The organism is Paracoccus maritimus (assembly GCF_025195095.1).
Taxonomy (GTDB): domain Bacteria; phylum Pseudomonadota; class Alphaproteobacteria; order Rhodobacterales; family Rhodobacteraceae; genus Paracoccus; species Paracoccus maritimus.
The window spans coordinates 31,818-56,721 of the sequence record NZ_JANAVZ010000006.1 but is presented as its reverse complement, the minus strand read 5'-3'; the positions used below and the strand labels follow the sequence as shown (position 1 = coordinate 56,721).

The 24,904-nt window shown below is 64.2% G+C and carries 22 protein-coding genes; 9 read left to right on the top strand and 13 right to left on the bottom strand.

The window, feature by feature from the left end; translation table 11 throughout:
• Positions 1–10 precede the first annotated feature (10 nt).
• Complete coding sequence (locus MU516_RS11560) at positions 11–871, bottom strand: D-amino-acid transaminase (protein WP_260277361.1); 861 nt, start codon at positions 869–871, stop codon at positions 11–13.
• 179 nt (positions 872–1,050) lie between these two features.
• On the opposite strand from MU516_RS11560, the gene MU516_RS11555 reads away from it, so the two are divergent.
• Positions 1,051–2,010 (top strand): HpcH/HpaI aldolase/citrate lyase family protein, encoded by a 960-nt coding sequence (locus tag MU516_RS11555; RefSeq protein WP_209055945.1) that lies wholly within the window; start codon positions 1,051–1,053, stop codon positions 2,008–2,010.
• A gap of 166 nt (positions 2,011–2,176) precedes the next feature.
• On the opposite strand, the gene MU516_RS11550 is transcribed toward MU516_RS11555, so the two are convergent.
• Both MU516_RS11550 and MU516_RS11545 read right to left on the bottom strand, forming a co-directional pair.
• On the bottom strand, positions 2,177–3,073 hold the full coding sequence (locus MU516_RS11550; RefSeq protein WP_311319107.1) for a TIGR02186 family protein: 897 nt from the start codon (positions 3,071–3,073) through the stop codon (positions 2,177–2,179).
• Positions 3,073–3,987, bottom strand: coding sequence for a sulfite exporter TauE/SafE family protein (locus MU516_RS11545; protein ID WP_260277360.1), 915 nt, complete (start codon positions 3,985–3,987; stop codon positions 3,073–3,075). Before MU516_RS11545 ends, MU516_RS11550 begins: the two co-directional genes overlap by 1 nt.
• A 170-nt stretch (positions 3,988–4,157) precedes the next feature.
• Between MU516_RS11545 and surE the strand changes: the two genes are divergently transcribed.
• From surE to MU516_RS11530, 3 genes are read left to right on the top strand one after another with little or no spacing between them, the layout of a single operon-like run.
• On the top strand, positions 4,158–4,973 hold the full coding sequence (gene surE / locus MU516_RS11540; RefSeq protein ID WP_260277359.1) for a 5'/3'-nucleotidase SurE: 816 nt from the start codon (positions 4,158–4,160) through the stop codon (positions 4,971–4,973).
• Positions 4,970–5,635: a protein-L-isoaspartate(D-aspartate) O-methyltransferase gene (locus tag MU516_RS11535; protein ID WP_260277358.1), complete on the top strand. Its 666-nt coding sequence runs from the start codon at positions 4,970–4,972 to the stop codon at positions 5,633–5,635. Before surE ends, MU516_RS11535 begins: the two co-directional genes overlap by 4 nt.
• Before the next feature lie 55 nt (positions 5,636–5,690).
• Positions 5,691–6,848, top strand: a complete 1,158-nt coding sequence (locus MU516_RS11530; RefSeq protein ID WP_260277357.1) for a LysM peptidoglycan-binding domain-containing protein — start codon at positions 5,691–5,693, stop codon at positions 6,846–6,848.
• A 164-nt stretch (positions 6,849–7,012) separates the two neighbouring features.
• On the opposite strand, the gene MU516_RS11525 is transcribed toward MU516_RS11530, so the two are convergent.
• From MU516_RS11525 to MU516_RS11500, 6 genes are all read right to left on the bottom strand, one after another.
• Entirely contained in the window at positions 7,013–8,437 is a 1,425-nt protein-coding gene (locus tag MU516_RS11525; protein WP_260277356.1) for a hypothetical protein, read from the bottom strand.
• A 23-nt stretch (positions 8,438–8,460) separates the two neighbouring features.
• Positions 8,461–9,810: a TolC family outer membrane protein gene (locus MU516_RS11520; protein WP_260277582.1), complete on the bottom strand. Its 1,350-nt coding sequence runs from the start codon at positions 9,808–9,810 to the stop codon at positions 8,461–8,463.
• A 41-nt stretch (positions 9,811–9,851) separates the two neighbouring features.
• A complete protein-coding gene (locus MU516_RS11515) occupies positions 9,852–10,505 on the bottom strand; it encodes a protein-L-isoaspartate O-methyltransferase family protein (RefSeq protein ID WP_260277355.1) in 654 nt (217 codons plus the stop codon).
• Positions 10,506–10,714: 209 nt separating this feature from the next.
• Positions 10,715–11,419 (bottom strand): sulfite exporter TauE/SafE family protein, encoded by a 705-nt coding sequence (locus MU516_RS11510; RefSeq protein WP_260277354.1) that lies wholly within the window; start codon positions 11,417–11,419, stop codon positions 10,715–10,717.
• Positions 11,416–12,813: an amidohydrolase family protein gene (locus tag MU516_RS11505; protein ID WP_260277353.1), complete on the bottom strand. Its 1,398-nt coding sequence runs from the start codon at positions 12,811–12,813 to the stop codon at positions 11,416–11,418. The genes MU516_RS11510 and MU516_RS11505 overlap by 4 nt, the downstream gene beginning before the upstream one ends.
• Positions 12,813–14,156: a uracil-xanthine permease family protein gene (locus tag MU516_RS11500; RefSeq protein ID WP_260277352.1), complete on the bottom strand. Its 1,344-nt coding sequence runs from the start codon at positions 14,154–14,156 to the stop codon at positions 12,813–12,815. Before MU516_RS11500 ends, MU516_RS11505 begins: the two co-directional genes overlap by 1 nt.
• A 176-nt stretch (positions 14,157–14,332) precedes the next feature.
• Between MU516_RS11500 and MU516_RS11495 the strand changes: the two genes are divergently transcribed.
• Together MU516_RS11495 and MU516_RS11490 are read left to right on the top strand one after the other, a co-directional pair.
• Positions 14,333–15,328 carry a substrate-binding domain-containing protein gene (locus MU516_RS11495; RefSeq protein ID WP_260277351.1) on the top strand — a complete coding sequence of 332 codons (996 nt, stop codon included), beginning with the start codon at positions 14,333–14,335 and terminating at the stop codon, positions 15,326–15,328.
• A gap of 123 nt (positions 15,329–15,451) precedes the next feature.
• On the top strand, positions 15,452–16,408 hold the full coding sequence (locus tag MU516_RS11490) for a sugar-binding transcriptional regulator (protein ID WP_260277350.1): 957 nt from the start codon (positions 15,452–15,454) through the stop codon (positions 16,406–16,408).
• A gap of 3 nt (positions 16,409–16,411) precedes the next feature.
• On the opposite strand, the gene dhaL is transcribed toward MU516_RS11490, so the two are convergent.
• Genes dhaL through MU516_RS11470 form a run of 4 tightly spaced genes read right to left on the bottom strand, consistent with a single transcriptional unit; the run spans position 16,412 to position 21,704 of the window.
• On the bottom strand, positions 16,412–18,172 hold the full coding sequence (gene dhaL / locus MU516_RS11485) for a dihydroxyacetone kinase subunit DhaL (RefSeq protein ID WP_260277349.1): 1,761 nt from the start codon (positions 18,170–18,172) through the stop codon (positions 16,412–16,414).
• Between the two features lie 21 nt (positions 18,173–18,193).
• Complete coding sequence (locus MU516_RS11480; protein ID WP_260277348.1) at positions 18,194–19,186, bottom strand: ABC transporter permease; 993 nt, start codon at positions 19,184–19,186, stop codon at positions 18,194–18,196.
• Positions 19,176–20,702, bottom strand: coding sequence for a sugar ABC transporter ATP-binding protein (locus MU516_RS11475; protein ID WP_260277347.1), 1,527 nt, complete (start codon positions 20,700–20,702; stop codon positions 19,176–19,178). The genes MU516_RS11480 and MU516_RS11475 overlap by 11 nt, the downstream gene beginning before the upstream one ends.
• Positions 20,703–20,759: 57 nt before the next feature.
• Positions 20,760–21,704: a substrate-binding domain-containing protein gene (locus tag MU516_RS11470; RefSeq protein WP_260277346.1), complete on the bottom strand. Its 945-nt coding sequence runs from the start codon at positions 21,702–21,704 to the stop codon at positions 20,760–20,762.
• Between the two features lie 361 nt (positions 21,705–22,065).
• Between MU516_RS11470 and MU516_RS11465 the strand changes: the two genes are divergently transcribed.
• From MU516_RS11465 to MU516_RS11455, 3 genes are read left to right on the top strand one after another with little or no spacing between them, the layout of a single operon-like run.
• The gene (locus MU516_RS11465; RefSeq protein ID WP_260277345.1) at positions 22,066–22,188 is read left to right on the top strand and encodes a hypothetical protein; all 123 of its coding nucleotides are present in this window, start codon (positions 22,066–22,068) and stop codon (positions 22,186–22,188) included.
• A gap of 10 nt (positions 22,189–22,198) precedes the next feature.
• Positions 22,199–23,893, top strand: coding sequence for a hypothetical protein (locus MU516_RS11460; protein ID WP_260277344.1), 1,695 nt, complete (start codon positions 22,199–22,201; stop codon positions 23,891–23,893).
• Positions 23,890–24,891, top strand: coding sequence for a type 2 periplasmic-binding domain-containing protein (locus tag MU516_RS11455; RefSeq protein WP_260277343.1), 1,002 nt, complete (start codon positions 23,890–23,892; stop codon positions 24,889–24,891). The genes MU516_RS11460 and MU516_RS11455 overlap by 4 nt, the downstream gene beginning before the upstream one ends.
• Positions 24,892–24,904 lie beyond the last annotated feature (13 nt).

The following is a 24,904-nucleotide window of genomic DNA, read 5'->3' as shown; positions in this document are numbered from 1 at the left end:
CGCGGTCTGGTCAGACCGCCGCCTTGCGGCTTTCCTCAAGATAAATCTCGCGCAGGCGCGTCGCGATGGCGCCGACCTTTCCGGTGCCGACGGGTTTTCCGTCGATCTCGACCACCGGCATCACGAAGGCCGATGCCGAAGTCACGAAGGCCTCGTCGGCCTCTTGCGCCTCGGCGATGGTGAAGCTGCGTTCCTCGACCTTCATCTGCGCCTCGGCCGCGAAACGCAGCACCGCCGCGCGGGTGATGCCGTGCAGGATGTCGTGGGACAGTTCTCGCGTGACGATCACCCCGTCCTTGACGATATAGGCGTTGTTCGAGGTTCCCTCGGTCACGAATCCGTCCTCGGTCAGCCAGGCATCGTCCGCGCCGCGCGACTTGGCCTCCATCTTGGCCATCGAGGGATAAAGTAGCTGCACCGTCTTGATATCGCGACGGCCCCAGCGCAGATCCTCGACGCTGACGATCTTCCAGCCGGTCGTCGCCGCCGGCGCGTCGGCCAGTCCGGGTTTCGCCTGTGTAAACATCACTACTGTCGGCGGGGTGTCTTCCGACGGATAGGCGAAATCGCGATCACCCGGATTGCCGCGCGTCACCTGCAGATAGACCAGCCCGTCGCTGATCGCGTTGCGGTCCACAAGCGCGCGATGAGCATCCAGATATTCGTTCTCGGCCAGCGGATTGGCGATCTCCAGCGCAGCAAGCGAGCGCTGCAGCCGCGCCATGTGGCCGTCAAAATCCAGCAGCTTGCCGTTCAGCACGCTGACCACCTCGTAAACGCCGTCGGCCATCAGGAAGCCGCGATCAAAGATCGATACGCTTGCCTGATCCTCTGGCAGATACTCGCCGTTCACATAGACTGTCCGCGTCATCGCATCCTCTCTCCGTATCAGCGTCCTCGGCTGCGCTCCTGCGCCCAAAGCGCACGCGGGTCAAGTCGGACATTGGCTTGCCCCGGGCGGTATGCGACGGTGCGCAACGGGGTTGAAAGCGCCCGCGCGGCGCGCTAATGGTGCCGCAATTAAATTTCGCCTGATGACACGGAGCCGCAATGAGCTTTCGCCTTCAGCCCCTTCCGCCAGCCCGACTGAACCGCTGCCAGTTGTTCGGTCCCGGGTCGCGCACGGCCCTGTTCGAGAAGATGGCGAAATCCGCGGCCGACGTGATCAACATCGATCTCGAGGATTCGGTCGCGCCCGACGACAAGGAAACCGCCCGGCGCCAGACAATTCAGGCGATCGGCGACATCGACTGGGGTGACAAGACCCTGTCGGTGCGGATCAACGGGCTGGACACGCCTTTCTGGTATCGCGACGTGGTGGATCTGCTGGAGCAGGCGGGCGACCGGCTGGACCAGATCATGATCCCCAAGGTCGGAAATGCCGCCGACATCTATGCCGTGGACGCGCTGGTCACGGCGATCGAGCGTGCCCGGAACCGCCGCAAGGCCATTGCCTTCGAGGTCATCATCGAAAGCGCCGCCGGGATATGCCATGCCGAGGAGATTGCGGCGGGATCACCCCGGATGCAGGCGATGAGTCTTGGCGCCGCGGATTTCGCGGCCTCGATGGGGATGGCCACGACGGGCATCGGCGGCACCCAGGAAAATTACTACATGATCCGCGAGGGCCAAAAATACTGGCCAGATCCATGGCACTGGGCGCAGACTGCCATTGTCGCTGCGTGCCGCACCCATGGACTGCTGCCGGTGGACGGCCCGTTCGGCGATTTCTCGGACAAGGACGGCTTCGTCGCGCAGGCCCGCCGGTCCGCCACGCTTGGCATGGTCGGCAAATGGGCGATCCATCCCAGCCAGATCGCATTGGCCAACGAGGTGTTCTCGCCCTCGGACGACGCGGTGACCGAGGCGCGCGAGATCCTGGCGGCCATGGAAGAGGCCAAGAAGACCGGTGCGGGGGCCACGGTGTACAAGGGCCGTCTGGTCGATATAGCCTCGATCAAGCAGGCCGAGGTGATTGTGCGTCAGGCCGAACTGATCGCCGGATCGTAAGGACACACAAGCGGCGCCGGACCAGTGGAGGGGGACGGCCCGCGATGTGGGAGGGCGCAGGCCCCGTGGCTAACCGCGGGGCCTGTTGCTTCATTGCCGATCAGGACACAGCTTGCGGCGTTACGCCCTGATCGCCGTCGCCCGGCAGCCGCGGCACAGGCGAGATTCAGGCCCGCCTCAGCCGCCGGAACGCAGCCGATGCGCCCCAGCCCGCCGCCACCGCCACAGCCAGCGACATCAGCCCGTAAAGCAGCGGCTGATCGAAGGCGAGACGGTACAGCCAGCGTTCAAGCCCGACCTTTCGCACCTCGATGGGCGCGCGATAGACGTCAACCACTTCGCCGTCGCGCAGCAGGAAGATGCGTGTCTTGTAGTCGCCTTCGATCAGATTGGCGGGCAGGCGGATGTCGGCGCGGAACAGTGTCTGATCGACCAGCTTCACGCTGCCTTCGTCCAGCCGATACAGCCCGTTCGCCTCGCGGATGCGGATCAGCGCTTCGGTATAGGGCACCGCGTCTTCGACATTCAGGCCGCCGCCGAACGCCCGCAGCGCAAGCGGCAAAGATATGCGATAGCGGCTGTCCCATTCGGGGCTCAGGATCTGGTCCAGCGGTCCGCTGGTGGCGACTGCGTAGAAGCCGGGCGCGGCCCCCACCTCGACGCTTTCGGCGTTCAGCCAGATTCCCAGCTTGCGTTCCTTTTGCCAAACCGTCAGCGCCTGCGTCGGAGCCTCGAGCGTGACGACGACTTCCAGCGGCGGACCCGGAGGAATCGGCGTCTCGCGCTTGATGGCACCGTAGATCAGGATATCGGACCCGTCAAAGCTGGCCGTGATCGCAACGGAATTGCGCGACAGCCCCGCGACCACCTGTTCGGTCGGGGCGTCCTGCTGCTCTGGCAATCCGGCGCGGGGCATGCCGGGGTCGGGATAGAGCGGATAGCCCTGCTGCGGTGGCGACAGCGGAACCGTCGATCCCGGCGCCTGTCGTGGCGGGGCATCCTGTCCCCAAACGGCCCCGGCCGCCAGCCAGATCCCTGCCGCAAGACCCAGAAACGCGCGCATCAATGTGTCCCCGTCGTGATCGAGAACAATTCGTCCGGGCGCAGGAACAGGTCCAGCGCCAGCTTGCCGCAGACCATCAGCACCAGTAGCGCCAGCAGGATGCGCAATTGCTCGGCCCGCAGGCGCGCGCCAAGCGTGGTGCCAATCTGCGCGCCGACCACGCCGCCGACGATCAGCAGGACCGCAAGCATGATATCGACGGTATTGTAGCTGATGGCATGCATCAGCGTGGTGAAGGCGGTGACGAAGGTGATCTGGAACAGCGAGGTTCCGACCACGACCTTGGTCGGCATACCCAGCAGGTAGATCATGGCCGGAACCATGATGAAGCCGCCGCCGACACCCATGATCGCGGCCAGAACACCGACCGCGACGCCGACCAGCAGCACGGGGATCGCGCTGATATACAGCCCAGAGGTGCGGAACTTCATCTTCAACGGCCAGCGATGAACCCAGTTATGCTGGTGAAGTCGCTTGCGATAGGTCGGATTGCGCGACCTCCGCATGCTGCGGATGCTTTCTTGCAGCATCATCCCACCGATCAGGCCAAGGAAGATGACATAGCAAAGCTGAACCACCAGATCGACCTGGCCCAGATTCTGCAAGATTGTGAAGACCCAGACGCCCATCCATGATCCGACCAGACCGCCAGCCAACAGCACGCCACCCATTCGGAAATCGACGGTCCTGCGCTTGACATGTGCCAGGACGCCGCTGACCGACGAGGCCACAACCTGGTTGGCGCCGGTGGCCACCGCGATCGGGGGCGGAATGCCGATGAAGAACAGAAGCGGCGTGATCAGGAAGCCGCCGCCGACGCCGAACAGGCCGCTCATCAGTCCGACCAGCCCGCCAAGCCCGATCAAGGTAAAGGCATTGACCGAGACTTCGGCGATGGGAAGAAAGATTTGCATGTTGCGCGCGCCAATTTCCGTGGGCAGAGGATGCAACGCCCGGCGCGGCGCGTCAAACCGCTTTCTGCCCACCGATCAGCGGGTTGATGCGCGCCCCCCGCGCCGGTAAGCAATACGAAGTGACGCCGGGTGCCGGATCCCGGCGCATATCCAAAAGGCGCGGGGCCGCAATGCGCATACTTATCACCAACGATGACGGCATCAACGCGCCGGGCCTTGAGGTTCTGACCGAGATCGCATCCGATCTTGCCGGACCGCATGGAGAGGTCTGGACGGTCGCACCGGCATTCGAACAATCGGGCGTGGCCCATTCCATCAGCTATTCCCACCCCACCATGGTTGCCCGGCTTTCCGACCGTCGCTATGCGGCCGAGGGCAGCCCGGCCGACTGTGTGCTGGCCGCGATTTCCGATATCATGTCGTCAACGCCACCGGATCTTGTGCTGTCTGGCGTCAATCGTGGCAACAATGCGGGCGAGAACGCGATGTATTCCGGCACGATCGGCGGCGCGATGGAGGCCGCGCTGCAGGGCCTGCCGGCGATTGCCTTGTCGCAGTACCTGGGGCCTGAAACGGCCAATCTTGCCGATCCGTTCGAAGCCGCGCGACGCCACGGCGCAGGTTTGGTGAGGCATTTGCTGGATAACGCCGACTGGCGTTCGGACCAGGATTTCCGGCTGTTCTACAGCGTGAACTTTCCACCGGTTCCGGCGGCAGATGTACGCGGAACGCGGGTTGCACCGCAGGGGCGTCGTCAGGGAACCGGATTCAGCGTTGTGCCCTATACCGCGCCGAATGGCCGCCGGTTCATGTGGGTCTCGGGCGGGGCGCAGCAGGCATCCGCCCGCAAAGGCAGCGATGTGGCGCAGAACATGGCGGGTTTCATGTCGGTTACCCCGATGCGGGCAGATCTGACCTGCCACGCCTCGCTTGACCGGCTCGCCACGGTGCTGGACCGCGAAACGGAGGCCAGCGAAGCGTCATGAGTGATCCTGAAGACGAGGGCGAAGGCAGCACCGCGGAACGCAAGATGCGTTTCCTGTTCCAGCTGCGTTCGCGCGGGGTCACTGACCCCCGCGTGCTTGAGGCGATGGAACGGATCGACCGCGGCCTGTTCGTTCGCGGACAGTTCGCGGACCGGGCCTACGAGGACACGCCGCTGCCGATTCCGTGCGGCCAGACCATCAGCCAACCATCCGTCGTCGGGCTGATGACACAGGCGCTGTCCCCAGGGTTGCGCGATACGGTTCTGGAGATTGGCACGGGCTCGGGCTATCAGGCTGCGGTGCTGTCCAGACTGTGCCGGCGCGTCTATACCGTGGACCGGCATCGTCGGCTTGTCCAAGAGGCCGAGGTGATCTTCCGGCAGCTTGACCTGCCCAACATCACCGCGCAGATCGCCGATGGATCGCGCGGGCTGCCGGATCAGGCTCCGTTCGATCGGATTCTGGTCACTGCGGCGGCCGAAGACCCGCCCGGCCCGCTGTTGGCACAATTGAAGATCGGCGGTATCATGGTCGTGCCGGTCGGGCAGTCGGATGCGGTTCAGACACTGATCCGGGTGACCCGGACGGATGCCGGGTTCGAATATGACGAGTTGCGGCAGGTGCGGTTTGTTCCGCTGGTCGAGGGGTTGGGACAGACATGACCCCCGCCGGCAAGGGCGCGCATCGCCGCCAAGAGGCAGTTTGAGGACATACAGGATGAGCAGAACACCATTGTTGGCTGCCGGCGGGTGCGCCGTGCTTGCGCTGCTGGCCTCTTGCGGGCCGAATGCCAGCTTCGATCCCGATCTGCGGCGCTGGATGCCCGGTGCCCTGAATACGGCGGATGCTGCGGCACGGGCAGCGCCAAGGCCCCAGCCGGACAGCCGAGGCGTGATTTCCTTTCCGGACTATCAGGTTGCCATCGCACGCAGCGGCGATACGCCCGCCAGCATCGCATCGCGGCTTGGTCTGACGGCGGATGAACTGGCGCGTCACAACGCCTTGCCCATCGATGCCACGTTGGAGGAAGGCGCGACACTGGTGCTGCCGCGCCGCGTGGCCGCCGGGTCGCCCGCGAGCGGCACCAGCACGACCGGCCTTGTGACTGATCCTTTCGCCGGGCAGGGGGTCCGCCAGCGTGACGTTCCTGGTCGCAGTAATGCCCCATCCGGTGGTGGCACCCCACCCGCAGCCGCAACCGCGCAGCCGGGACAGCACGTCGTATCGGCGGGGGAAACGGCATGGTCTATCTCGCGCAAATACGGCGTCAGCGTTCAGGATCTGGCCAGCTGGAACGGCCTGCCCTCATCCATGAACGTGCGCGTCGGTCAGCGGTTGATGATCCCCGTCGCTGGTCAGAAACCGCCCGATCCGGCGCAGGTGACAACCGCGCCCGGCACCGGCAGTCCGACCCCCAAACCGCCATCCTCCGCCGAGGCGCTGCCCAAACAGGATACCAGACCCGCTGCCGCACCGGTTCCCGATGCGCCTGCCACGAACATGGGCGCGGACCGGACTGCTGCTTCGGACGGCGGGCGTTTCGCGATGCCCGTATCAGGGGCGATCATCCGGGTCTATGAAAAGGGCAAGAATGACGGCATCGACATCGCCGCGCCTGCCGGAACCTCGGTCAAGGCCGCCGGCAGCGGTACGGTCGCTGCGATCACCCGCGATACCGCAGGGGTGCCGATCGTGGTCGTGCGTCATGGCGATGGGCTGATGACGGTCTATACCGGTCTGGCGTCGCTGAATGTCGCGAAGGGCGATCAGTTGTCTTCAGGACAGTCACTGGGCACCGCGGGTGACGGCGGCTTTGTCCATTTCGAGGTCCGTCGGGGCTTTGAAAGCGTTGATCCTGAAGATTACCTGGGCTGATCGCCGGGTCGGCGCCTGCCAGTTCCTTTTCATGAGGCGAAGACGCCGGCCGGACGTCTTCTGGCCGGCGTGATTTGGGTGCTGTCCATGCCGGCAAGCGGGATGATGGCGTTCCCGGACCGGGCTGCGTCGCACGGGCTCGATCCGCCTTACGCCTGTCGAAATCAGAAACGATCGATCTGATCGTCAATCGCCGCAGCGACTTCGCGCCGGATCACGGCCCGCAGATTTCGTGCGAAACGCTGCCCCAGCTCGCCATGCAGTTCTTCCTGGATCATGTCGCGTAGAAGGTCGCGGATGCTTTGTTCCTCGTCCTCGGGCGAAAGGCCGGTCACCGTGTCATAGCGCGATTCCGCAGCAGCGCTGAACGCCGGGCTCGAAGAAGCGTCGCCAGCCAGCTTTCCCATATCATCGCCTTGCTTGCCATGTGACGCATCGGGCATGACCGATGCGATCTTTTGGGGGGCGATGGCGTGGGGTGCGACGTCGTTCTTGCACGCCGTCGCGTCTGCGTCGTCGCTCGCCATCGCGTCCAGCATGTCCGAGAATGCCGCCTCGCCGGTCCCGGCAGCGGGGCGGGCGACGTGCTGGGCCTCGCCGGCATCAAGATTGTCGGGAAGTGACACCCCACCCGACACGCGTTGACGGTGGTGGACGGCCCTTTCAACGACGTCCGCATCCGAAGTCGCGGCCTCAGCGTCGCCGGGACGGCTTGCGAAATGGGCGGCATCGGGCAACTCCGGACGCATCCGGCTTTTCCAGTCGAATGCCTCGGCAAAGGCGTCCTCATCCTGTGCGTCGATTGCTGTCAGGGTCGGGTCTTGCTGATCGTCAGCCTGTTCTACAGTCTCTGTCTGCGGTCGTGCGCGCAGCCAGCCGCGCCACCCCGAGGTCGCTTCGCGCACCGGGGACATCGTCTCATCCGCGACGCGCCGGGTATTGTCCAGCCGCAGTGGCGACGTTGCAGGCGCGGCCTCTGTCGCGCGACGCGGCACGATGTTCAGCCGCGGGGGCGAAAACCGTCCCGAATTTTCTGCGCCGTCATGTTGGTGCTGCGCACGTGACAGCGTGCGCACCAGATCGTTGCGCGCCTCGGGAAGATCACCGCGTCCGGGTTCCGGAATCTGCGTATCGGCGGCCAGATGCCTCCTGATGCGCTGCGGTGGCTGCGGGGTGTCGAGGATCGGTGTTTCGGGAACGACGGGGCGGGGGCGCGCGGCGCCGGGCGCGTTTGCGGCATCGCCAAGCGGCCAGGCAAGGTCGCCATTTTCGGTCGGCTGGTTGACGGCCATGTCGTCGTCGGGCGAGATGGCTTTGGCCAGATCCGCCGGACGATCGTAGCCGTTCTGGGGTTCCGATCCTGTGGCCATCCGGCGGGCAAGAGCCGCGTTTCCACCATGTCTGCGGGCAAGAAATTCTGCCGCATCCTCGTCGATCGCTCGCCTTGCGTCGGCGTGGCCAGCGCCGATCCGGTCGCGGGCCAGGGACAAGGCTTCGTCCTCGGCAATCAGTCGGCGGATTGCCGACAGAACGTCCCCGATATCTTCGGACAGGCGGGCCGCGTCCTGCGGAAGGCGGGCATCAGACATGACGCCCGCCTTTCACGCGCCGATCAGTTTCCTTTGCCGATGGCGCGCAGAACGCGATCCAGGCTTTCGCCCTGCTTGCTTGTGGTGTTGGGCGCGTTGCGCACCGCGTTGTAGTATTGGGATGGGTCATAGGTCGGAATCCCCAGGTTCAGGTGTTCTACCGTAAGACGACCCATAGCAGCCAAAAGTTGATAATGTGCTAACTGGAGATTGACCTCAGCCGTGATCTTGTCGGCCCGCGCCTCAAGCAGGGACTGTTCGGCATCCAGAACGTCCAGCGTGGTGCGCGCGCCCAGAAGCGCCTCTTCGCGGACGCCGTCATAGGCTTGCTGCGCGGCTGAGATCTGCTGATCGATGGCCCGGATCTGCGCCCGCGCGACGCCGATATTCGCCCAGAACTCGCCGACCTGCTGGCTGACCTGCCGCGAGGTGTTCAGCAGTGCTGCCCTGGCCTGATCGCGCGCTGCCATCGACTTGCGCTGCGCCGAAGGCAGCCTGCCACCGGAATACAGGGTCTGGCTCAGTTCCAGCCCGACCGATGCGCCCAGTCGGTTGTCATAGTTGTTCAGCTGGTCGGGGCCGCGGGTCAGGCCGACCCCGGCGTTTGCCGACAGGGACGGGCGGCGTTCGGCGGCGGCCGCAGCCACGCCAAGCTCGGCCGCGGCGGCCTGCCGCTGTGCCTGAAGAATGGCGGGGTGGGTTTTCTGGGCGATCCCACGCGCCGCGTCCACGGAACCCGGCAGGGCAGGCAACGATGACGGCCGGTTGATGCTTTGAGGACGACGTCCGGTCGCGGCGACATAGGCTTCGCGCGCCACCTCCAGCTGCCCCTGGGCGGCTGCAAGTGCCGCCTGAGTGGCGGCCAGTTGCGCATCGGCCAGCGCGACGTCGGTCACGGTGATCTCACCGACATCGAAACGATCCTGCGCGGCCTGACGTTCGCGGGACAGAACCTCGACCGAGTTTTGTTGCAGGGCCACCTGTTCCTTGGCTTCCCAGACATCGAAATAGGCCAGTGCGGCGGCAAGCAGAATGTCCTGTTCGACCCCCAGCAGCGCCTGGCGCGTTGCCAGAACCTGTTCCTTGGCGGAGTCGATGGCAAGCTGCGAACGACCCCAATCATAAAGCGTCAGCTCGGCACCCAGGGACAGCGAGGTTGACCGCGTGGTGGGTCTGCTTTCGTTGTGCTGGATCGAATGATCCAGCACCCACTGAACCACCGGCCGCAACTGCGCGACTGCGCTTGCGACATCCTCGTCGGCTGCGCGCAGCACGGCCCGGTTCTGCTCGATCAGGGCTGAATGGCGATAGGCCGCGACCATCGTATCGGCCAGCGTTTCGGCGTTGGCCGGCAATGCCGCCGACAGCATCATCGTGGCGCCTGCCGCCAGCCTGCGGAGCGATGTCCCGAATGTCACAGGCTGAACCCCCGTTCCTTTGCAAAACCGGCCAGTACCGGCGCATGCGCGTTGAATGCATAGCGCCAGTTCACCCGGCCATTCAGGCGGTGCCCGATCCGCACCACGCCCAGTCTTCCTTCCGAAAACAGGGCGGCGATACGACCACCTTCCTTCAACTGATCGATGATCGCGCCGGGCACCTCTTCGACGGCGCCGCCGATCAGGATCGCGTCATATGGTCCCTGCTTCGGCGCACCCTCGGCCAGCGGCGCGTTCAAGACGGCGACGTTGAACACGCCGGCCTCGGCCAGACGGCGTTCAGCCTCGGCCGACATTTCCTCGTGATCCTCGATCGCGACGACGGCTTCCGCCATGCGCGAGATGACGGCCGACGAATATCCATAGCCACAGGCCAGATCAAGAACCAGGTCCTGTGGCTGGATATCCAAGGCATCGACCATCTTGGCCAAGGTGCGCGGTTCCAGCAGGACCCGGCCATGACCGATGTCCAGATTCTCGCCGGAATAGGCGACCGCGCGCTTGGCCGGAGGAACGAACTCCTCTCGCGGAATGGTCAGCATGGCCTGGATCACGGGGAATTTGGTCACGTCACTGGGACGGACCTGCGTATCCACCATCACGGTGCGCCGCTGCGCGAAATCGGTCATGTCGGAAACCTCTGCGACCTGTTTTGACCAGCTTATTGCCACGATTTCCGGGGGTGGGCAACGCCACTGATGGCCTTGGCAAGGGCTGTGGGGTCGGGCCGGTGCTTCATCGCAGCGGCTTTTGTGGCACATGACCGGTCAGGCGCTGCGCCAAGGTGGGAGGCGCGGCAGCAGGGCGGGCCGATGCCAAGCCTGCCACAATCATGTGATCAGGATTTCAGGATCAGGAAACAGCCGCTGACCACCGCGAAGATCAGCACTCCGTACCGCAGCGCCTTGCCGCTGATATGGGCATGCGTCAGCCGCGACAGCGCACTGCCGGCCAGAACCGCGGGCATCAGGATCAGGGCGGCGCTGGCCTGCGACAGTTGCAGCATTCCCATCACGGCAAGCACGACCAGCGAGATCAGCTCGCCCACGAAAAAACAGGTCGCCACGGTCGATCGCAGGACGGGGCCTGCGGCATGCTGATACAGCAGCGCCAGCGGCGGGCCGCCGATCCCCGTCGCGGTCTCGGTGACGCCGGTGAACAGCCCCACCCCCAATGCTGCAGGTCGGTTCGGGTCGAAGCGGGGTGCCAGCAATGCGACGGCTGCGGCGATGACGGTGAACCAGCCGACCGCCAGTCCCAGCTGGCTTCCGCTGAGGGCGGCCAGCATCCACAGCCCGGCGAAGGTTCCGAAGAACCGCCCCAGCGTGATCCAGCCGGCGCCGGGCCGGTCGATATCGCCGCGTTCGCGCCAGGCGACGTGGAAATTCAGCGGCAGCATCAAGATCAGCAGGGTCACCGGCAGATATTCTGGCGCAAGGATGCCGAAGACCGGCGCGACGATCAGGGCGAAACCGATGCCGATGGCACCCTGGACGAACGCGGCGACGAAGACCGTCGCCGAAAGGATCAGGAACAGGGTCACGCAATGGCCTCGACGCGGTGCTTGTCGGCGGTGGGGTGGATGCGGGTGATCGGCGCACCGGCGATCGCGTGCGCGGCGGTTTCCCGGATCTCGGCCAGCAGGGCGCGGGCGTCCCAGTCAACCGGCCAGCCCTGCCACAGGCGCAACCTTCCCTGCGTGAACACCGCGTCGATTTGGTCGCGATTTCCATAGCGCACCAGTTCCCATGTCAGATCGTGCGATGGGGTGAATTCCGGCCGATCCAGATCGACCAGCAGGAAATCGGCGGCTAGGCCCGGTGCGATGCGGCCCGTCACTGCTCCAAGCCCGCTGGCGTCGGCGGCCATGCGGGTCGCGGCATCCAGCCACAGCCAGCCGCCGCCGCAAGAACTGTCGCCCGATGCAAGGCCATAGCCCGCACGCTGCAAGGTTTCGGCGGCGTCCATCAGGCGGAACCCGTCCGCGCGTGTGCCGTCTGTTCCCAGCCCGAACCGGATCCCCAGCGCGGCCATCTGCAGGGCCGGCGCGATGGCATTGCCCTTCCAGACCGAGGCGACGGGGTTATAGGCAACCGCCGTGCCGGTATCGCGAAGGATATTCAGTTCGGAAGGTGTCACCAGCGTCGAATGGGCGATCAGGACATGCGGCCCCAGCGCGCCGATATGCGCCAGATGCTCCAGCGGCCGGCGGCCATTGGCGACAAGCGAGCGTTCGACCGCCACCAGATGTTCGTTCACATGGGTCTGGAAGATCGCACCGGCCTTGCCGGCCATGCCGGATATCCGCACCAGCATTTGGTCACTTCCCACCTCGGGGATCGAGATCGCCAGGGACGAATGGACCAGAGGATCGTCGGCATAACGTTCAAGATGCGCTTCGGCGCGGGCGACGATCCGGTCGGGCGGCGGCACGTCGGCCGCACCCCCCAGATCGTTGCAGATCAGTCCGATGACCGAACGCATGCCGGTTTCCTGCGCGGCCCGCGTCAGCGCATCAAGCTGCCCGGCCGAGCGGGTGCCCGCATCAACGGCGCAGGTGAAACCGCCGCGCAGACATTCCAGTGCCGCCAGCTTCGAGGACAGATAGACCATGCGCTGGTCCAGACTGCCCTCCAGCGGAACCCAGATGCGACGGAATATCTCTGACGGCTCGCCGAAGACCAGCGACTTTCCAAGCGACTGGGTCAGATGCGTGTGGCTGTCGATGAAGCCGGGCATCATCAGGTGATCGGGCAGCGCGACGGGCGTCAGGCCGGGATGCCGGGCGGTCAGTTCCGCCACTGGCGCGATCTCGGCAAAGCGGCCATCGCGGACCAGGGCCGCCATGCCGGTGGCGGGACCGTCCTCCAGCAGCATCCGGCCGGGGACCAGAAGCATTTCGGTACGGTCAAGCAGGTTGTCGGGAAGATCCCTCATCAGTTACTCTCCTGCAGGCTGGGTTCGGCCACCGGGCGCACATGCTGGAACAGGGCGTTGACGATCACTGCGGTGATGGTTCCTGCGGCCAGCCCGTTGCCGATGATCATTTGCGACCATTGCGGAAACTGGCTGTAGATGCCCGGCACAAGGATCGGCATCAGTCCCATCGACAGCCCCGAGGCCAGCGTGAACATCGCGCCGTGTTCACGCAGATCTGTGCGGCGCAGCAGGTCGATGCCGATCACGCCGATGATTGCGAAGACGATCACGGCGGTCCCGCCGATCACCGGGCCGGGCAGCGCCGATGCCAGCCGCGACACAGGCGCGAACAACGCGATCAGGACCAGGATCACCCCCGCCATCGCGGTGACATAGCGCGATTTGACATTGGTGGCGCGGACAATGCCCACATTCTCGCCCGAGGTGATGATAAGTGACGTGCCGAACAACCCGCCGACCAGCGACATGACCGCGTCGCCACGGATGGTGCGGGGCACGATTCCCCGCGCATCCTCGCGCCGGCCGACGATTTCGGCGGTGGCGATGGTCTGCCCGGTCGCCTCGGCCATCGAGATGATCGAGAACACGATCAGCGGCAGTGCGGCGATGATGTCGAACTTGGGCATGCCGAACGGAAACAGGTGCGGCACGGCGATCAGCGGCCCACCGGCGACGCCGGACAGGTCGATCTGGCCAAAGATTGCGGCCAGCACCGTGCCTGCCACGAGCCCCAGCATCACCGAGATGCGGCGCATCGTGCCGGTAAAGCCCCAGGCGAAGACGACCGTCAGTGCAATGGTCGCCAGCGCCAGCCCCACGTTCAGCGGATCGGCGAAATTGTCGCTGCCGGGCTTGCCGGTGATCGTGCTGCCGTAGATGCGGACAAGATTGACCGAGACCAGCAGCAGCATCGTGCCAACGACGATGGGCGGGAAATACCGCAACAGGCGCCGGAACACCGGCAAGGCCACGAAATAGAAGACCGAAGTCATCAGCACCGCGCCGACGGCGGTCTGCACGTCGGTCTGCAGCGCGATGGCAAGGAAGATCGCGATCGGGGCGCCGCCAGGAACCATGATGAACGGCAAGCGCGCGCCAAAGCCGCGCGGCCCGAAACTTTGCAGGATCGAGCCCAGCCCGCAGACCAGGAAAGTGGCGCTGATGACGCTGACGGTCAGTGCCGTGTCGAAGCCCAGGGTCTGGGCGACCAGAAAGACGGCGGTGATCGGTGAGGCGGCCATGACCAGCACATGCTGCAGGCCGTAAAGGATCAGACTGCGCATCGGCAGAACCTGATCGACGGGGTCGCCGTCATAGTGCGGGGTTTCGGTGAAGGACATGCGAAGTGTTCCCTGTTGCTGATCCAGACTGATTCTTATTGATGCAAATCGTTTTGCATAAACGCTCATTAGCATGGCTCGCGATTCGTGCAAAACGTTTTGTGATCTTGTTTGCCCAAGTGTTGCTTTTCCGGGCAACTGCGGGTTCTGTGGTGCGGAAAAGTTGCGGGGGCGGCGTGCGCAAACCTACGATCATCGATCTTGCGAAGGCGGCGGGGGTGTCGCCCACGACGATATCCCATGCCTTCAGCGGCCGCCGGAAGGTCGATCCCGAGACCCGCGAAAGGATCGTCGCCCTTGCCGAACAGATGGGATATCGGCCCAATCAGGCCGCGCAGCGCCTGCGCAGCGGACGGACCGGCACGATCGGGCTGGCGTCCTCGATGCCGTTCGCGGTTGCAGCGGGCCCGTCGCGCCTGGGCTTCCTGATGGAAATTGCCGCATCCGCGGCGATGACCGCACTTGGGCGGAACATGGCACTTTGCCTGATCCCGCCACTGGCACCCGGCGGAAACTTGGACGGTCTGGGTTTCGACGGCGTGATCGTCGTCGAACCCGCGCGGGATGACGCGCTGATTGGCTATTTCGAATCCCGTCACACGCCCGTCGTGTCAATCGGCAAGGTCCCTGGGCGGCCCGACATCCCCGCGATCGACCTGCATTCCCGGCGGACGGCATGCATGCTGCTGGATCATCTGTGGCAGGCCGGCAGCCGTCGTATCGGGCTGATCACCGGCGCACAGCGCCGCACCTCGTATGAGGAAACCGAGGATGCCTATGCCGATTTCGCCGCGACTCACGATATGAGGCCTGTCACACTCCGCCTTGACGAAAGTGGCGGCGAGGCCCTTGCCGAGATCGAGGCCGCGCGACTGATCCGCCAATCGCCCGGCCTCGACGGGCTGTTGGTCACGGTTGATGCGCTGGCGACCGGCACGCTGACCGCGCTGAGCCGACTGGGTATGAACGTGCCCGCGGACATGCGTCTGGCGACGCGCTATGACGGGATGCGCGCGCAGTTGGCGCAGCCGCAACTGACCGCTGTCAACCTGCATCTGGATCGTGTTGCCGAACTGGCGGTCGAAACCATCTTTGCCCGGATCGAAGGTCGCGACAGCGCCTTTGTCGCGCCCGAGCCGGAATTGATCATCCGCCCGTCCAGCGCGGACTGAGCGAGGCCGCCGGTATGCTGACCCCGACATCGGTCGCGGCGTGCTTTACGGGACATGCGCCGACCTGTAGTCGCTAGATCAGAACCGCCGGACCTTCGTTCCGGCCATGCAGATGAAGCGACCATGGACGACCCGATCGAAGCCCTGCCGGAACAGTTGGAGCGCGCCCGTGTGGCCTGGTTCTATTTTGTCGGCGGACTGACCCAGCAGCAGATCGCCGAGCGGATGAACATGACCCGCCTGCGGGTGAACAAGATCATCGGCCAGGTGCGCGAGGATGGCGCGGTGCGGATCGAGGTCACGCTGCCGCTGAGCGATTGCATCGCCTTGGCCGAGGCGGTCGCCGCGCGCTATGGCCTGGCCGACGTCCTGGTGGTGCCCGATGTTCCGGACTATCTGGAACAGAAGCGGGTCATCGGCGAGGCGGCGGGGGCGATGGCCGCCGCGCTGATCGAGGGGCGTGATCTGGGCATCGGCATCGCGACGGGCCGAACGCTCAGCTTCGCTGTCCGCAGGCTGAATGCACGACCGCATGCGGACAGTTGGGTGGTCGGGCTGACCGGCGGGGTCACACGGTCATCGGGGACGAACACATTCGAGGTCGCGACCAGCTTCGCGCGCAAGCTGGGCGTCGAATGCCACTATCTGACTGCGCCGCTGTATTGCGCCTCGCCCGAAAGCCGGGAAACGCTGCTGCTGATCGACGAGTTGACCGATGTGCTGGCCCGTACCGAGATCGCCGATCTGGGCATCACCTCGTGCGGACCTTTGGCCGAAGACACGACGCTGACCCAGATCAGGGTGGTCAAGGATCATCTGGACGATGTGGTCAGACGTGGCGCTGTGGGCGAGTTCCTGGGCTGCTTTCTGGACTCGCATGGTCGGCCGGTGGATCATTTCCTGAACGAGTCGATCATCGCGCTCAGCCCCGACAAACTGAAGCTGAAGCCGATGTCGATACTGGTTTCTGGCGGGATCGAGAAGGTGCAGATCATCCGCGCCATACTGCGCGCGGGATATGTGAACAGACTGGTCACCAACGAATCCGTGGCCCGCGCCCTGATGGCGGGGCCACGGTAAGGATCAGACCGTCGTCTTTGCTTCTTCCAGCGCGGCAGCCATTGCCCGCAGGATGACCCATGTCGAGGCCGCGCCCGGATCGATATGCCCGATCGAACGCGCGCCCAGCTTGGCCGACCGGCCCCGCCGCGATTCCAGCTCGGCGGTGGCTTTCATTCCCTGTTCGGCGCCGTCGCGGGCGGCCATGATCACGTCACGCTCGGATCCCGACAGGGCTGCCTGCTGCGCACGATCGACCGCCGGGGCCCAGGCGTCGATCATGGTCTTGTCGCCCGGCTCGGCCCGACCCCGGTCACGAACACCCTGCAGGGCCGCCGCCAGCCACGCGGCCAACGCAGGCGGGTCAAGGTTCAACCGGTCGCTGACCGCTGCGCCCGCGCGCAAGAAAGCGGTCGCATAAAGCGGCCCCGACGAGGCGCCCACGGCATCCAGAAACGCCTTGGCCATACGTTTGCAGTTGCCTTCGATGGTTTCGTTGTCGGGGGCGTTGGACAGCGCGCCCTGAACTGCCTTCCAGCCGATTTCCATGGTCACGCCATGGTCGCCGTCGCCGATGACGCCGTCCAGTTCCGACAGCCAGTCACGTTCCGCGATGATGTCATCCCCGGCGCGATGCATCATGGCCCGGAATATCGCCGGGGTAATCGCGCCGTCACGCTTGAGGTCGGTCATGGCCTGCGCCTTGGTCGGCGCATCGGTGGCCTGTGCTGTCTTGCGTGCGGATCGCGCACTGCCCGCAGCCGCGCCCTCGACGGCGCCCACGGTCAGCGCCGGCGTCCGGCAGGGATGGTCAAGAAGCTGCGTCAGTTCGTCGTCCAGCTTCATCAGCGTGATCGAAGCGCCCGCCATTTCCAACGAGGTTGCGTATTCGCCGACCCATGAATGGTGGATCTCGACGCCGCGCTGGTCCAGCACCTGCTTCAGTCGGTCGAAGATGATGTAAAGTTCGACAAGCGATGTCGATCCCAACCCATTGACCAGAACGGCCACCCGGTCGCCCGTGGCCGGAGCCATCTCAGTCAGGATCGCATCCAGCAATTCGTCGGTAACCTGATCGGCGGGGGCCAGCTTCTCGCGGCGGATGCCGGGTTCACCGTGCAGGCCCATGCCGATTTCCATTTCGTCATCGCCGATTTCGAAATTCGGCTTGCCGGTCTGGGGCAAAGAACAGGCGCCCAGTGCCACCCCCATTGACAGGGTCGCATCATTGGCCTTCTGTGCCAGCGCCTCGACCCGCGCCAGCGGCTCGCCCAGATCGGCGGCGGCACCGGCGATCTTGAAGACGAAGAAATCGCCGGCGATCCCGCGACGTTCGCTGCGGCGATCCCTTGGGGCCGAGGCCACGTCATCGGCGACCTGCACCTGACGGACGCGGGTTCCTGCGGCCTCCAATTCCTCGGCGGCCATGGTGAAGTTCATCACGTCGCCGGTGTAGTTCCCGTAAAGGAACAGGACGCCGGCACCGCCATCGGATGCGCGCGCGGCGTCAAGGATCTGTTCGGGCGAAGGCGAGGCAAAGATGTTGCCGACCGCCGCCGCATCGGCAAGTCCCCGTCCGACATAGCCTGCGAAGGCGGGTTCATGTCCCGAACCGCCGCCGATGACGATGCCGACCTTGCCGTCGCGCGGCCCGTCCACCGCGACAATGGCACGGCCGGTACCACCTTCCACCGTCAGCATGTCGGGATGCGCGGCGACCATGCCGCGGATCAGTTGCGGGATGATGTCCTCGGGCGCGTTGATCAGTTTCTTTGTCTTGGTCATGGGAAATTCCACTTCGTCAGGTCAGGCGCCGTCACGGCGAAGATAGCGGCGCGACAGCGCGTCGAACGAGATCGCCAGAACGACGATCGCACCGGATACGACGCCCTGCCAATAGGGAGAGACGCCGAACAGCACGATGATGTTCTCGATGATGGCGATGATGCCCGCGCCGAAGATCGCACCAAGGGGCGAGCCGATGCCACCGGTCGTGGCAACCCCGCCGATCACGGCGGCAGCGATGGGCGCAAGCACCCAGGTCTGCCCGATCGAGGGTTGGGCGGTTCCCAGCCGCGCCACCATCAACAGCCCCGCCAGCGCCGACAGCATCCCGGCGAAGGTGAACACCAGCAAACGGATCCGGTCCACGCGGATGCCCAGCATCCGCGCCGCCGCCGCGTTGTTGCCGATGGCATACATATAGCGGCCCATCGGTGTCTTCAGGGTCAGGAACAGGGCGATGGCCAGAACCACCAGCATGATCAGGAACGGTACCGGCAGGCCCAGCACGTCGCCACGGCCCAGGAACTGGATGCCCTGCGGAATGCCGGTGATCGCCACGCCCTTGGTCAGCACCAGAATGGCGCCGCCATAGATTCCGGCCGTGCCGATGGTCAGGACCAGCGAATGCAGCCCCAGCGAGGTGACCAGAAAGCCGTTCACGAAGCCAAGAGCCATTCCCAGCATCAGCGCCAGAACCAGGGCGACGCCCCAGGGCAGTCCGGCCTGAACCATCAGCATTCCCGACACGACACCACACAGTCCGCCGATGGTTCCAAGCGAAAGGTCCAGTTCGCCCAGGATCATCAGCGATGACTGCGCGATGGTCACAAGCCCGACGAACGCCAGTCCGCGGGCAATGACCGACATGTTGTATCCGGTCAGGAAGTAGGGAGAGATCAGCGCCGAGATCGCAAAGATCACCGTCAGCGCCACGAAGACACCGGCCAGCGGGTTGCGGATCAGAATAGACAGCGCCGAGGGTGCGCGCGCCTGTGCGGTTGTATCAGTGGGCATGGGAAGCCTCTGCGTCTTCGCGGGCCTGTTCGGACCCGGTGCCGGTGGCGAAGATCGCCCCGACCAGAGTTTCGGTATCGGTGGACGCGGCGTCGAAATCGCCGGTGATGCGCCCACCATGCATGGTCAGGATACGGCTGGCACAGCGGCGCAGCTCGGTCATTTCCGATGAGATCAGGATGATGCCCACCCCGTCTTCGGCCAATTGCTTCATGATCCGGTAGATCTCGGCCTTTGTGCGGATGTCGATGCCCTTGGTCGGCTCGTCGAAGATCAGGATGCGCGGCGTCGTGGCCATGGCCCGGCCGATGATCGCCTTTTGCTGATTGCCGCCAGAAAGGTTCGAGATGCGCTGACGGGGACCTGAGGCCTTGATTCCGTAGTCGTCGATCACTTGTCGGACAATGCCGCGCTCTTTGCCGAAATCGATGCCTGCCGCGCCCGAGGTCAGAGACAGCACCGACAACCCGATATTCTCGCGCAGCGACAGCAGCGGGAAGATCCCGTGTTGCTTGCGTTCCTCGGACAGATACAGCATCCCGCCCGCGACCGACGATGCGGTGTCATGCAGGCGCCAGTCGCGCCCCTCGACCTGCACCCGGCCCGCGGTCGCCTTGCGAAAGCCGAAAATGCTTTGCATTAGCTCCGACCGTCCCGCCCCGACAAGCCCGGCAAATCCAAGGATCTCGCCGCGTTTCAGATCGAAGCTGACATCGTCGAACATGTGCCCGGACAGGTTCTCGACCGTCATGATCGTGTCGGTGACGGGGCAGGCGGGACGGAAATGTTGATCTATCGCCACCTCGCGGCCTGACATGGCGCGGATCAGCCCCGGCTCGTCGATCTCGGCGACACGCCCCGCATCGACCTTCTTGCCGTTGCGCAGAACCGTGTAATCGTCGCCGATCTCGAACACCTCTTCCATCTTGTGCGAGATGAAGACGATGGCGTGATCGCGATCCAGAAATCCGCGGATCACCTTGAAGACGCGCTGAACCTCTAGTGCGGTCAGGGCCGAGGTCGGCTCGTCAAGGATCAGCACCTTCATGTCGTGATTCGTGGAAGCCCGCGCAATCTGCAGCAATTGCTGATCAGGGACCGAGATATGGCGAACCAGATCGGATGGCTTCGCGTCGATTCCGAAACGGTCAAGATAAGTCTGTGCCTCGGCCTCCATGCGGCGGCGATTGACGATGCCGCCATGGCCTGTGCGGTCAAAGGGCATGAACAGGTTTTCGGCCACGCTGACATCGGCGAACAGCGACAATTCCTGCGGCACATAGGCGATGTTGCGAAACAGATCGGGATGGTCCAGCGGGTCCTGCCCGTCGATCGCGATGCTGCCACGTGTCGCGCGGTCGGATCCGGTCAGGATCTTGACCAGCGTCGATTTACCGGCGCCATTCTCGCCGGCCAGAATATGGGTCCGTCCAAGTTCGACCGAAAGATCGACCTCGTCCAGCGCGGTCACGCCGGGAAAATCCCGGCCAAGGCCGCGTGCCTCCAGATAGGCCATGTTTCCTCCCACGGCTGTTGGCCGCGGCCGGGTCTGCGCCGGCCGCGACGGGATCGTTCAGCCGTCCACGTTGTCCTTGGTCAGGAACGCATTGCCGGTGTCCAGGTAATCCGGAACCGGCGCACCGGTGGCCTGTGCCCAAAGCAGCATCACCGACCAGTAGCCCTGCAATTCGGGCTGCGAGGCCGACGAACTGTCGGCTACGCCGGAACGGATCATGTCCAGCATCTCGGGCAGGTTGTCCAACCCGACCAGCGTGACCTGATCTTCCTTGCCAGCCTCGACGATCGCCTGCCCGATGCCGATGGGACCGGCGGCGTCCGATGCGACCCAGCCCTTCAGGTCGGGATTGGCCTGCATGATCGCAGCGGCCTGCTGTTGGGCGATCTCGATGCTGTCATTGTCGATGCCTTCGGCCACGACGGTGATGCCCTCGTGTTCGGCAAACACCTCGCGGTGGCATTCGGCGCGGATCGAATGGTTCGGTGCCGTCGGCACGCCCATCATGATCGCGACCTCGCCTTCGCCGCCCAGAACCTCGACCAGGCGACGCGAGGCGATCTTGGCCTGCTCGCAGAAATCCGACCCGATATAGGGAATGTCCATTCCCTCGGGCGGCACTGAATCGAAGATGACCAGTGGAATGTCCTGACCCTGCGCGGCTTCCAGCGAACCGCGATTGCCGGACGGATCCAGAAGGTCGATGGCGATGCCGTCCGGACGGGTCGAGATCGCGCTTTCCACGATCTGCACCTGCTGCACGACATCAGCGGTCTGCGGCGCGGAATAGACGATCTCGATATCGGCGCCGGTCTGCGCCTGCAGCGCCTCGGCGGCCATCTGGGCGCCATCATTCACCTTGTCGAACCACGGATGGACGACCTTCGGCACGATCAGAAAGCGATAGCTGTCCTTCTTGGCGGTACCTGCGGCGTCTTGCGCGGCGGCGGCCAAGGGCATGGCGATGGCCACACCGGCCAGCATGGTGGCCAGTTTCCTCATGGATATTCCTCCCAGATACATGCGCCCGGTCAGGGCGCTCCTCCTGTTGGCGGCATCGACGTGGCGCGCCGCACGGGCAATCTGATACAAGTGTAATGTAAAAATTACAAGTATAAATACAGGGCTGCGCGAGGAGGGCCTTGTGCGACGCCGTGCATGCGGGACGACCTGCGGCGACGCGAATCGCGCACGGGTTGCATCATTCCAGGATATCGATCGAAGTCGGCAGGTGTTTCGGACGCGCCGAGATATTGCGATGCAATATATTTTTCATCCGATATATTGATTCGACGTCGCGCAATAAGTCTGTAAATAAACCATTTTCTATTATAATATGATTTGGTCTTTAAAAGGTGCTGCCATGCAAATGTTTTACCTGATCCCGTTGGTCTTCGTTTTCGTCGTCCTGACCGTTCCGCCGCAACCGTCTCAGGCGCGGATCGGTGCGGGGCCATGCAATCCCGAAGTGCAGACCTGCATCTGAGACAGAAACCATGAACCCCGCATATCTGGCAGCTTGTCTGGCCGGAGCGATCGTGTTGACGGTCGAGTCGGTTCAACAGTTTCGCAAACCCGGCAAAAGCGTTGCTTTCGATCGCTTCTCGATCCTGCGCGGGGTCGAGATCGGCGCGCTGTGCACGCTGGGGGAACGGGTCCGGGGCGCGGCATTCTATGTGGGCATCTATCTGCTGATCTATGCTGGTCTGCTTGGATCCGAACAGCTGCTTCAGATGTTCGTCGCGCTTTCGGGCGAGCATGCGGGTCCGACCGGCAGCAGCTTCCTGCCGGATAATTCGCTGACCGTGAACGGGCTGAACTTTGGCAAGCCGTTCTATATCGCGACGCTCATCATGGTGGCGATGGTATCGGGGGTTCTGGCCCCGTTGGAAAGATTCATTCGCAGCGTCGCGCATCGCGCTGCCAATATCCCGAATGGTGTTTTCCGAATTGTCGAGGATCTGGACCGGTTCGAATTTCCCGATTACCTGGATTCCGCGGCGCCGGCGCGTGACAGGTTCCGGTTGTTGTCGGGCTTCGACCATCGCTTTCCCGACGGCGCCGGTTGGAACACGCCGTCGGACCGACAGGATCTGCGCGGTTTTCTGAAGCAGATCGATGTGCTGCATGCGGCGGTGATCGGCGCTGGCCGGTACCGTTTTTTCAGCACCGCGACCACCGAATCGCTTTCCGACGTGCACGATCTTCTGGTCAAATCCTACGAGAAACTGTGCGAGGATCTGGACGGTTTGAAGACGGACAGCCCCGAGGCACAGACCAGATTCTACCAGGCCGCGGTCGATCTGTGCGAGAACATGAAGGCGATCTTCGCGGTTCAGTTCATTCGGAACGGCAGGTCACTGACGGCACTGCCCGCCCAGCCCAACAACCCGCGCGACCGGCTTTACGGGCGTCTGAACGGTCATCTGCGCAGCAACGAAGAAGCGAATGCCGACGCATTGCTAGGGGCGACGCTGGCCTGTGCAATGGGATCCTTCCTTGCGGCATCGTTCATCTACTGGCTTTTCGTGCGCTTTGTCCTGGGCCTTGGGGTATTCCCGCCGGATGTCCTGAAGTCCATTGTCACGCAGTCGATCGGACTTGCGATCACCGGCGCCGCCTTGAGTTTCTTCAGCGGGTTCTTCGCGCTGCTGATCCGCGACATTCGGCGCGAACAGGGCAAATGGGCCGCGTGGAACCCGCGATTTCCACCGGTTTCGCGTCTTGTCGGGACGGTGGTGCTGCCCGGCGTCGTCGGCATGGCCTTCGTCGGACTGGCGCTGCTGCTGCAGGATCTTGCCTTCGGCTATGTCGCCACGATGGATCAGATGCGCGACTTTCTTCAGGACAAGTGGCGCTATCTGCTGTTCTTTGCGCCGCTTGGTGCCTGTGTGTCGCTGGGTGTTCTGATCGCCACCGATCAGCATGACAATTTGATTGCCAGCCGCACCATCCTTGTGACGCTGGCCGCGCTGGTGCCCGCGGTGGTGTTGGCATTGATCTGTGTGCTGATCGCAGTTCCGAATTTCACCTCGGCGCAGGAGGGATGGGCGTGGGCCATCTGGTATCTGCGCGAGGCGCTGTTCCTGTTGATGCCGCTGGCGATCTTCCTGATCTCTTACGCCGGTCTTCTTGAGATGTCGGAAAAGCGCAAGCATCTGGCGGCGGCCGCCGTGGCAGGTGAGGGATGAGGGCCGCCCTTGCGATCCTGGCGCTGATCGCGGCGCCCGCCTGCGCGCAACCCGCCGACGACACTGCGCAGCCGGAATTGCCGACTCTGTATGTCGGAGTTCGGGCCGATGCGCCGCCTTTTTCATACCGGCCCGATCAGATGCTTGTGTCATCCGGCAAGGGCACCGGTCCGCTGGGGGACGCGGGATATTCAGGCTATATCGTCTATATCTGTGATCGGGTGCTGGAAGTGATGCGCGACCGGAACGACCAGCCGGCCTTCAACGTCGTGCCGGTCGAGGTGACGGCGGGATCCCGTTTCCAGATGCTGCGAGAGATACCCGGCGGCGGCGATCCTTCGATCGACCTTCTATGCGATCCCGCCACGGCAACACGCGAACGGCTGCGTGACCACACCGCCTCGCTGCCGCTGTATCTTTCGGGGGTCGGCTATGCCGCAAGAAAGCGGGAAAGAAACCAGAACACCGGATCCGGAAACTTCCGCATCAACGTCGTCGGCAGCACCACGGCCATCGATCACGGGATCCGGCGGATTCTGGACGCGGGTGAATGGCCAAGCTTTCGCGATGACCTGCTAAGCTATCTGTACAATCCCGGTGCGGCCACGGACGGCAACGAGAAGGTCCGCCTTTCGCCGACCCACAAGGCCGCGGTCGAGGCTTTCTGCGCGGCACCATCGGGCGATTCCAACCCGCTTCAGTACTATGTCGGCGACCTGGAAATCGTGAACCGCGCCCTGCTGATCTACGGCGATCCTGACTGCAAGCCCGAGCCCGCGACCACGACCTACAGCGATGATCGATATGTTTTGTTCATGCGCAATGCCGACAGCGTCGGCATCGACAAGGCGCGGCTGCTGATGACCTTTTCGCGGGTGCTGTCCGAACTTGTCCTGTCGCAGCCATCGCTGCTGGACGAGGCATTCAAGGCGAACTTCGAAGGCTATCGGCGCAGCGACAAGCTGCGCCTGTTTTTCTGGAGCCTTTACGGGCCGTGACCGGATGCAGGGG